The organism is Sphingomonas sp. LH128, from assembly GCF_000293195.2.
Lineage (GTDB): Bacteria > Pseudomonadota > Alphaproteobacteria > Sphingomonadales > Sphingomonadaceae > Novosphingobium > Novosphingobium resinovorum_A.
Genome location: NZ_ALVC01000073.1, coordinates 1 through 8,954, shown reverse-complemented (window position 1 = coordinate 8,954; position 8,954 = coordinate 1). Strand labels below are relative to the sequence as shown.

At 62.5% G+C, this 8,954-nt stretch carries 8 protein-coding genes; 4 read left to right on the top strand and 4 right to left on the bottom strand.

The window, feature by feature from the left end; translation table 11 throughout:
* The coding region (locus LH128_RS06800) for a sensor histidine kinase (RefSeq protein WP_008828858.1) at window positions 1-441 on the top strand (441 nt) is incomplete at its 5' end.
* 109 nt (window positions 442-550) lie between these two features.
* On the opposite strand, the gene LH128_RS06795 is transcribed toward LH128_RS06800, so the two are convergent.
* Window positions 551-1,183 (bottom strand): response regulator transcription factor, encoded by a 633-nt coding sequence (locus LH128_RS06795; RefSeq protein ID WP_008828857.1) that lies wholly within the window; start codon window positions 1,181-1,183, stop codon window positions 551-553.
* 109 nt (window positions 1,184-1,292) lie between these two features.
* Between LH128_RS06795 and LH128_RS06790 the strand changes: the two genes are divergently transcribed.
* The gene (locus tag LH128_RS06790) at window positions 1,293-1,994 is read left to right on the top strand and encodes a response regulator transcription factor (protein WP_008828856.1); all 702 of its coding nucleotides are present in this window, start codon (window positions 1,293-1,295) and stop codon (window positions 1,992-1,994) included.
* A gap of 61 nt (window positions 1,995-2,055) precedes the next feature.
* Here LH128_RS06790 and LH128_RS34370 read toward each other — a convergent pair whose 3' ends face one another.
* Window positions 2,056-2,454: a hypothetical protein gene (locus LH128_RS34370; RefSeq protein ID WP_327195085.1), complete on the bottom strand. Its 399-nt coding sequence runs from the start codon at window positions 2,452-2,454 to the stop codon at window positions 2,056-2,058.
* A gap of 540 nt (window positions 2,455-2,994) precedes the next feature.
* Between LH128_RS34370 and LH128_RS06780 the strand changes: the two genes are divergently transcribed.
* Window positions 2,995-5,535 (top strand): TonB-dependent receptor plug domain-containing protein, encoded by a 2,541-nt coding sequence (locus LH128_RS06780; RefSeq protein WP_008828854.1) that lies wholly within the window; start codon window positions 2,995-2,997, stop codon window positions 5,533-5,535.
* Between the two features lie 158 nt (window positions 5,536-5,693).
* On the opposite strand, the gene LH128_RS06775 is transcribed toward LH128_RS06780, so the two are convergent.
* Both LH128_RS06775 and LH128_RS06770 read right to left on the bottom strand, forming a co-directional pair.
* Entirely contained in the window at window positions 5,694-6,695 is a 1,002-nt protein-coding gene (locus LH128_RS06775; RefSeq protein WP_008828853.1) for a glycosyltransferase, read from the bottom strand.
* 10 nt (window positions 6,696-6,705) lie between these two features.
* Entirely contained in the window at window positions 6,706-7,761 is a 1,056-nt protein-coding gene (locus LH128_RS06770) for a glycosyltransferase family 2 protein (RefSeq protein WP_051211433.1), read from the bottom strand.
* Between the two features lie 172 nt (window positions 7,762-7,933).
* Between LH128_RS06770 and LH128_RS31305 the strand changes: the two genes are divergently transcribed.
* Window positions 7,934-8,875: a glycoside hydrolase family 16 protein gene (locus tag LH128_RS31305; protein WP_008828851.1), complete on the top strand. Its 942-nt coding sequence runs from the start codon at window positions 7,934-7,936 to the stop codon at window positions 8,873-8,875.
* Window positions 8,876-8,954: the final 79 nt, after the last annotated feature.

Here is an 8,954-nt window from a genome sequence, read left to right as displayed (position 1 = left end):
CGCGTGCGGGGCCTGCGCGAGGATGCCGAGCCCAAATGCATCGCCGAAACCCTGCGCGCCTGCGCCGCACGCGTGGTGGGCGATACCCTGCCGTGGGAGGTCAAGGTCGACGGCCCCGAGCGGCTGGTCGGCGCTCCGGTCGCCGAGGAACTGGAACTCGCGGTGGGCGAAGCGCTGGCCAATGCGGTCAAGCATGCCCGGGCGGGCATGGTGCGGGTGGAGATCCACCACGGCCGCGACCGGCTTTCGCTGCGGGTGGTGGACGACGGCGTCGGCCTGCCCGAAGACGTGCGCGCGGCCGGTGGGCGCGCGGGGCACTTCGGCCTCACTGGCATGCGCGAGCGGATCGAGCGGCTGGGCGGCGCCTTCGCGATCGCCAATGCGGCGGGACAGGGCACCTCGATCCGGCTGAGCCTGCCCGCGAAGATCGCGTATCGGTAAGGTCTCCTCTTCTCACCTCTTTCGTCATTGCGAGCGTAGCGAAGCAATCCAGGGCGGTTTGCGCGGCCATGGATTGCTTCGCTACGCTCGCAATGACGAGGGGAAGAATCTAAAGCTCGATCAACCCGTTGCGCACGGCGATCGCCACCGCATGCGTGCGGTCCATCGCGCCGAGCCGCGCGAAGATCGCCTTCATATAGCCTTTCACCGTGTCCTCGGACAGTGACAGCCGCGCCGCGATCTGCTTGTTGGAATTGCCCGCCGCCGCCAGATCCAGCACGTCGCTCTCGCGCGCGGTCAGGCGCTTGGCCTCGCGGTCGGCAGCGCCGAACACCTGCCTGTCGAAGTGCGTGCCGCCCCGATGGACCGAGCGGATCGCGTCGAGCAGTTCGGTCCTCAGGCTGTTCTTGAGCAGGTAGCCCGAGGCCCCCGCCTTGATCGCCTGCGTCGCGCGGCCATCGCCCGAATAGGTCGTGAGCACCAGGATGCGCGCCTCGGGAAATTCGGCGAGGATGCGCGTCATCGCCTCCACCCCGTCGACATTGGGCATCTGCAGGTCGAGCAGCAGGATGTCGGGGCGCGCCTCGCGATAGATGCGGACCGCCGCCTCGCCGTCCTCACCCACCGCGATCAGTTCCAGATCGGGCTGGGTCGCGAAGACGGCGACGATGCCGTCGCGCAGAAGCGGGTGGTCGTCGACCACGGCGATGCGGATGGGGGCCTGAAATTCGCTGTCTTCCATTGCCTGCGTGTAGTCCCGCTGCGGCTGGCAAGGAAAGCCCCCCGAAAGAGGGGATTGCCCGTTGTGTGCACTTTGGATCATTTCCGACTCCGGCAGCAGGAGTAGTGAAATGACCCATTCCATCAACCAGCCGATGCGCAATCCCGCCGATGAAAGCGCAAGGCCGGGCAAGGTCCTGATCGTCGATAACGAGGGAGAGGCCCGTTCGCGGTTGCATGCCCTGCTGCGCGACGAGGGTTACCTGATCGAGACATTCGCCTGGGCCGGTGCCTTGCTCGATGCACGGCTGCCTGAGGCGCCGTGTTGCATCGTCGCCGATGTGCGTCTGCCCGCGATCGACGGCATCGAACTGATCGAGCGCCTCAAGCAACGGGGGGATGCGATCCCGGTGATCTTCGTAACCGACGAAATCGACGTGCCGCTCTCCGTTCGTGCGATAAAGGCCGGGGCCGTGGACTTCCTGCCGCGCCCGTTCGACGAACGCGACATGCTGGGCGCCGTCGAACATGCCCTCGATATCGACATCGAGCGCCGCTCGGCCGCACAGCGGCGCGGCATCATCGTGCGCCGCTTCGACACGCTCACCCGCCGCGAACGTCAGGTGATGGAAGGTGTCGTTCGCGGCCTCATGAACAAGCAGATCGCATGGGAACTCGATATCAGCGAGATCACCGTCAAACTTCACCGCGCCAGCCTGATGCGCAAGATGCAGTTGCGCTCGGTACCCGATCTTGTTCGCGCGTCCATAACGCTCGGAGTGCAGGACGCAGCGATGCATCGCGATACCGGAGCGATGGCGCTTATGCCATAAGCATCAAAAACCAGGTCTCGCCTCGAACCGGTTCGCCGAACTCGTGATTGGTTTCGACACCCTAGAAGCCATTGCGCGCATAGATACGGCGAACAGCTTCCAGAACGGTGTGTGTCCAGAGCGTGATCCGATCGTATCGTTTCTCACGCGCGACAGGCTCCACTTGCAGAAGGCGAAGGCGGGCCAGTCCTTCCCTTCGTCGGTCAGGAAGACCGCGCCCGCCATGACGCCGCCGGCCATGGCTGGGCGCATAGAGAATTGATTGCCGCGCCGCGACCAGGCTGGCCTCACCGGTCCGTGCGGGCCGAATGACGAAGTCCAGCGCAGCGCCGGGATCCAGCAGAAGACGTGCCTTCGTTAGTGACCTTACGAGTTCATCCTGTTCCACCGCGCTCAGTATAATTGCCTTAGGCAACTTGTTTTCACGTGACACGCGGCAAGTGAGATAAATCTGCAACATAACTGAAATTTTTCCATGATCTCCGCATTTTCGTTTGCCAGACGCGCCCCATTATGATGGGTTAACGATATCGTTCGGCACGAACACAATCGCTGATCGTAATTGCATCACCTCCGCGATGAATAATGCGATACTCAGTACTGAGAATTATCGCTCGCAACACAATTAAACTGTTGCAACATATTTTCACCTATACTTGACGATCAGGGAAAATCCCTGACGATTACCGTTGCAAATTACCGTAATCATCGAATCCATACCGGAATGGCGATTTCCGATGCGATGACTGCCGCTCTCTCCAAGCGATCCGGCATGGTCTTTCGCGCACGTCAAGCACACGACACCCCGAGGCGACCGTTCCGATCGGCCGCATGAAGCGGGGGGCGTTCGACGGGAAGGATACCTGAAGGCCACTTCTACAAAAAAGAGGGCCACAGGATGATCAGATATACGACGTCTACCGTAGCTTTGACAGTCGCACTCCTTTCGTCGACCCCAACCTTCGCACAAAGCGATCCCGCGATCCCGGCAGCGCCCGGCATGAATTCGGACGCCGCGATAGCCAACGATATCGTCGTCCTCGGTACACGCCGAACGGACCGTACGCTGACCAATTCCGCATCTCCGGTCGATGTCATCAGCGCCCAGGAACTGGCGGCGCAGCCCTCCGCCAACATGATCGATGCTCTCAAGAACATCGTTCCATCGTTCTACGTGGGGCAGAACGCCATTTCGGACGCATCGACTTTCGTGCGCTCGCCCTCGCTGCGCGGTCTGTCCGGTGACCAGGTTCTGGTGATGCTGAACGGCAAGCGCTACAATCGCTCGGCCCTCGTGCAAGTCTACGGCGGCAGCGACACCGGCCTCGGGCGCGGTGCGCAAGGCCCCGACATTTCCGCGATCCCCGCGCTTGCCGTCAGCAACATTCAGGTACTGCGCGAAGGTGCGACCGCGCAGTACGGTTCGGACGCAATCGCCGGCGTGCTCAACTACGGCTTGCGGGAGGATCAGGGCATCGAACTGGTCGGACGCGCTGGCCAATACTACGCGGGAGACGGAGAAAGCTACCAGATCGCGGGCAATGCCGGTCTCAAGGGGGATTGGGGCTTCATCAACGTCACCGGCGAATACACCGACGACGGACAGACCAGTCGCGGCCGCCAGCGCCCGTCTGCCGCCAACTTCGCGAACAATTTTCCCGACCTCGCATCCCAGTTGCCCAATTACCCGGACCCGGTGCAGATCTGGGGCAGTTCGCCGCAACACGGGTTCAAGTCAGTCGTGAACGCGGCGCTCAACGTCACATCAGACAGTAAAATCTATTTCTTCGGCAACTTCGCCAAGAACAAGGGTGACCAGAGCTTCAACTACCGCCCGTCGGTCAGCAGCACCGCTGTCGATTCAAACGGAGTGGTGCGCAACCAGGGCGCGAACGGCGCCTTCAACAATACGTTCTATCTCACGCCCTGCCCGGCCGGAAACGCAACCTGCCCGACCGATGGATTCGTGGTCGACGGCAACACGTTCCGTTTCGCCGAACTCTATCCCGCCGGTTTCACACCGCGCTTCGTGGGCAAGACCGAGGAAATCTACGGCGTTGTCGGCTACAAGGGCACCGCCGGCAACTTCACTTACGACTTGTCCGGCACCTGGGCACGCAACACGCTGTCGCTGTCGATGTACAACTCGGCGAACTTCTCTTACGGGCCGGATACGCAGACCAGCTTCAATTTCGGTGACCTCATCCAGAAAGAGCTGAATTTCAACGCCGATTTCACGTATGCGATGGATTTGGGACTGGCCGCGCCGCTGACCATTTCCGCGGGCGCGGAATATCGCAAGGAAACCTACGAACAGACCGCCGGTGACGCGCAGTCCTACGGCGCGGGGCCTTATGCGATCGCCCAGCAACTCTACACACAGACGGCCCCCGGTGTGTATTCCTTCTCCGGCACCAGCGCCGCACAGGGCGTCGGCGCGAGCGGCTATGCAGGCACCAGCCCGGAAACCGCGGGCAAGTTCGGCCAGAAAGCCTATGCCGCCTATATCGGCCTCGAAACCGACATCACCGATGCCCTGACCGTCGGCGCCGCTGGCCGCTACGAGCATTACAATACCTTCGGCGACGCCTGGGTGGGCAAGTTCAATGCGCTGTACAAGCTGGCGGACATCTTCTCGATCCGCGGCAGCATCGGCACCGGCTTCCATGCGCCCTCGCCGGGGCAGTCGAACGTGTCGATCGTGACCACGTCGTTCAACAACGGGGTCGCCTTCCAGAGCGGCACATACCCGACCAACAACCCCGTGGCCCAGTATTACGGCGCCACCGACCTCGCTCCCGAAAAATCGACCAACTATGGCCTCGGCTTCATCTTCGAGCCTGCCCCGGCGATGACCCTCACGGTCGATGCGTACCAGATCAACTTGCGCGATCGCATCGGCCTGACCCAGCCCTTCGGCGTCACTGCCGCAGATCTTGCAGCGCAACCGGCGCTGTTGCCGGTAGGCATCGGCGGACAAGTGCAGTACTTCACCAACGGCTTCCGCACGCGCACACGCGGCATCGACGCCGTGGCGACGTGGCGCACCACGCTTGCCGAAGCCCAGCTCAACTTCTCACTGGCCTACAACTACAACAAGACCAAGGTGACGGGCTACGACACGCAAGTGGTCAGCACCGCGCAGCTCATCGATGCGGAGAATCTCGCGCCCAAGCACCGCGCGGTGTTCAACGCCAGTTGGACGCTGGACAACCTAAGCTTCACCGTTCGTGAGAACTATTACAGCTCATGGACCTCTGCGCAGGACTACGGGCAGACCAACGGGGTGCCCAACCAAGTGTTCGGCAGCAAGTTCACGACCGACCTGGAACTGAGCTATACGTTCGCCGATCACTTCACGCTGGCGGTCGGTGCGCAGAACTTCACCGACGAGAAGCCCGACCGCCTGGCTCCGACGTCGAGCGTGGCGATCTACCCGCTCACCGGAGGCACGTCTGACGGACAGATCTATCCGAGAAACGGCGGCCCCTTCGGCTTCAACGGCGGATTTTACTACACCCGCCTTCGCGTAAAGTACTGAGGCCCCAAAGTCCGACGCTACAAAGTCCGACACTACGCCTTTATGTGAACGAAACTGCCTCTTTCCGGCCATGGCACCGGCCCGGGGCAGCTTTCGTATCGGGCGGACGCACAGGTGGCGGGTTGCCTCGCGATCGGAATTCCCCCCGGCATCGGCGATCACACGCCCGCCAGTATCCTGACCGCGCGCTTCGCTCTTTGCAGGGCTGTCGGCTGACGTTGCGCCCAGATATCTTCGATATCCGGCGCAACATTGCCAACCAGGGCGAAAAACTGCTCGATGTCCCGGAATATCGCGGCCATGCGATCGGCCACGTTTTCCGGCGCGTACATCTGAAATCCCTCGCCCTGCATGGGAGCGGGCGCGCCGTCCTTGACCGCCTGCAGGATGGCAGCCACGTCCCAGGCAAGAGAATGCACGCGAATCTTGCGACAGTTGAAGCCGGGATCGAGGTAATCCGCCAGCGCATCGTTCACGCTCGAGAACACGATACAGCCGTGCCCCATGGCTTCGATCGGGGGCAGACCAAAGCCCTCGGTCGCGCCCACACCGGCCCAGTGCTCGAGGGAATCGTAAAGATAGACCTTCGAGCGACCGAACCATGATCCCAGATCGTCAACCCAGCCGTCCAGCACAATGACATTGCAACATGTTTCCAAAGCCGGAACCAGCTTTTCGAGCAGGTAGCGGGACGACTTGCGCACCTGGACCAGCACGTCGATGTCCCGCGATGACGGTCCGGTCCAAGGCCGAATATCCACGATGTTGGGCACCAGAGCGATGTACGAGTTCGGCGCATGCCGCCCCCAGAATGCCATCGTGTGGCGGCTGACGCACAGGATCGGCACGCGCGGCGGCATGGCCATGCCCCATCCGGTGGAATGCGCAAAATAGATCACGTCGCGATCTACGAGCCTGTCGAGCAGGCGCGCCACGTCAGGTCCCCAGTGAACGATGAACATCGGCGCCGAAGCGCCCTTGGCAGGCACGGCAGGATCTTCAAGAACATCGTCAAGGTAAAGCCATCCGGCGACGCGCTCCTCGTAGGACGCGACCTGCACATGTCCGAACCCCCGGCACGCCGCCACGAAACGGGCCTGCGCGGAATTGCCGCCGATATCCATGCGATCATGCGGAAACAGAAAAATGACGGGACGCATCGAGGCTCCATCAAAATGGCGACGGCGCCGGTTGCAGCAGGCGTCGCAAGGCGGTCAGGTGGTTTCCCGGAACGGCAGGGCATCCCGCGCGATCGGCCGCATTGCGATCTCCATCATCCCACAGCCCGAGCCGCTTGAGGCAACTCTCCCGCAAGCTGGACAGCAGGAGATCGCGGGCGCCCGGATGACGCCCGACGCACCGAAGCGCGGTCAGCATGCGTCCGGCGCGCAAGGCCTCAAGAGCGCCGATTTGCCGCCGGGCGCCCTCGAGATTGTCGATACGCCCGCCCAGCAGCAGCCCCAGGTCGGGTCGATGCAGCATATAGTCCCGCGCTGCGGCCATTAGCCCGCGCAGATCGGATTGGGCCAGACGATGCGACGTGGACTGCGCATGCCGCCGGTAATAATAAGTGGTCTGCGGCGAGAAATGAAAACGCCCGCCCGCCAGCATGGCCCGGAGTACCAGATCGAAGTCCTCGCCAACGCGGAGGCGCTCGTCATAGGCGATATTGAAATCGCGCAGAAATCGCATGTCGAACAATGGCTTGAGATAACCGAGAGACACGTTGCGCGTGCCGATCATGCCGCACCGGATATATTCGTCGAGCGCTATTTCACGCCGGCACTGCCATTCCTGGCCCGCCGCGAAGGCGCTGGCGGTAATTCCCCGCGCAGCCTGTGAGAAAGCGACCATGTTGCTCGCGCAGATTGCCGCGCCGGTTGCCGCCTGCAATGCCAGCAGCGCTTCGAGATGGTCGGGATGAAGCAGATCGTCGGCATCCAGAACGGCGGCAAAACGCCCCCTGGCCGATGCGATACTGACATTGCGGACCGCACCGAGCCCCCTGGATGGCCCGGCGACGAGGCGCACGCGGCCATCGACTTTCGCGTGCGATCTCACGATACTGGCGGTTTCGTCGATGGAGCCATCATCGACGACCACGATCTCGATCTGCCGCAGTGTCTGCGCCCGCGCCGAGCGGAGTGCGGCATCGATGAACCGAGCCGCGTTTCGCGCCACCATGAGCACGGATATGATCGGACTTAGGTGTCGAGGCAGGGTCATCGCAATCCAGGCTTGAGAACATGAGGTCCTGTCGTTGGACACCTGCCGCCGATACTAGAACTCCACCCGCCCTGCGGGAACGGCAACGTCCTCCAATCCGGACGCAAAACATCCGCCGGGGAATCTCACACTGACGTAGCATGCCGCGCGTAGCCCGAGCCACGGAGTATCCATGCCCTTCCCGATCATCATCCGGCGATCGACCCGGTTGCATCTTCAGCGCTTCCGGGGAGCGGCAGGCCTGATGTTACTGTTCCTCGCTTCGCCCTCCCTCCCCGACGCGCCTTCGCTGTCCGATGACGGCGCACAGCTGTTTGCGCAGCTTGCCGCTCCATCGTTCGACGAGCGCTTCGAGACTTTCGATCACGGCATCGATCAGGCAAGGCCCGCCCGGCCCCACCGGTGGCGTACAGTGTTCGGTTACGGCGGCGCGAGATCGGTTTCCAATCGCCAGATGTCGGCAGGCAGCTTCGCATCGGACGCGCAATTCGCCGGAATGACTCCGGCGGGGCCTGCGCGCCACCCTTTGAAGCTCGATCCGTTCCGGCACGAACCGGGAAAGCTCACCATATTGGCAAGCCGCACTCCCCCCGAAGCGCGCGCCCTTGCCTGGAACAAGCCGTTCTATGGCGGTGCGATCACGAGCAAGTTCAGCTTTTCCCAGAAATACGGCTACTTCGAGATCGAAGCACGCCTGCCCGCCGGCAAAGGCATGTGGCCGGCATTCTGGCTCATGCCGGTCGGCGGCTCATGGCCAGACGACGGCGAAATCGACATATTCGAAGGGCTCGGCGATCCGCACACGATCTTCTGCACCGTCATCGCCGGACCGCACAAGAAGACCATGCGCATTCGCCTCGACTTCGACGTCTCTTCGGGCTTTCATCGTTACGGGGTTCTATGGCGCAGCGAGGAGACGATCTGGTACGTGGACCGCAAGCCCGTGGTCCGAGCACCGACACCTGCGGCGCTCACCACCCAGGAAGCCTATGTCATCGCCAACCTTGCGGTGGGAGGCAGTTGGGGCGGATACCCTGACGGGACCACCCGATTTCCCGGCCGCTATGAGGTGCGCAGGATTACAGTCTGGCCACTTCCGCAGCCGACCCGATGACAGGGCTGGACGCCTCGAAGAACCGACTGAATTTGGCATGATTTTGACGTGACGGCGCGGGAGGGTCCGGTGGGCCTCT

What these genes read in the sequence shown, in the direction of transcription:
- LH128_RS06795 (WP_008828857.1), bottom strand. Translation starts at nt 1,183, where the DNA reads ATGGAAGACAGCGAATTTCAGGCCCCCATCCGCATCGCCGTGGTCGAC.
- LH128_RS06790 (WP_008828856.1), top strand. Translation starts at nt 1,293, where the DNA reads ATGACCCATTCCATCAACCAGCCGATGCGCAATCCCGCCGATGAAAGC.
- LH128_RS34370 (WP_327195085.1), bottom strand. Translation starts at nt 2,454, where the DNA reads ATGTTGCAGATTTATCTCACTTGCCGCGTGTCACGTGAAAACAAGTTG.
- LH128_RS06780 (WP_008828854.1), top strand. Translation starts at nt 2,995, where the DNA reads ATGAATTCGGACGCCGCGATAGCCAACGATATCGTCGTCCTCGGTACA.
- LH128_RS06775 (WP_008828853.1), bottom strand. Translation starts at nt 6,695, where the DNA reads ATGCGTCCCGTCATTTTTCTGTTTCCGCATGATCGCATGGATATCGGC.
- LH128_RS06770 (WP_051211433.1), bottom strand. Translation starts at nt 7,761, where the DNA reads ATGACCCTGCCTCGACACCTAAGTCCGATCATATCCGTGCTCATGGTG.
- LH128_RS31305 (WP_008828851.1), top strand. Translation starts at nt 7,934, where the DNA reads ATGCCCTTCCCGATCATCATCCGGCGATCGACCCGGTTGCATCTTCAG.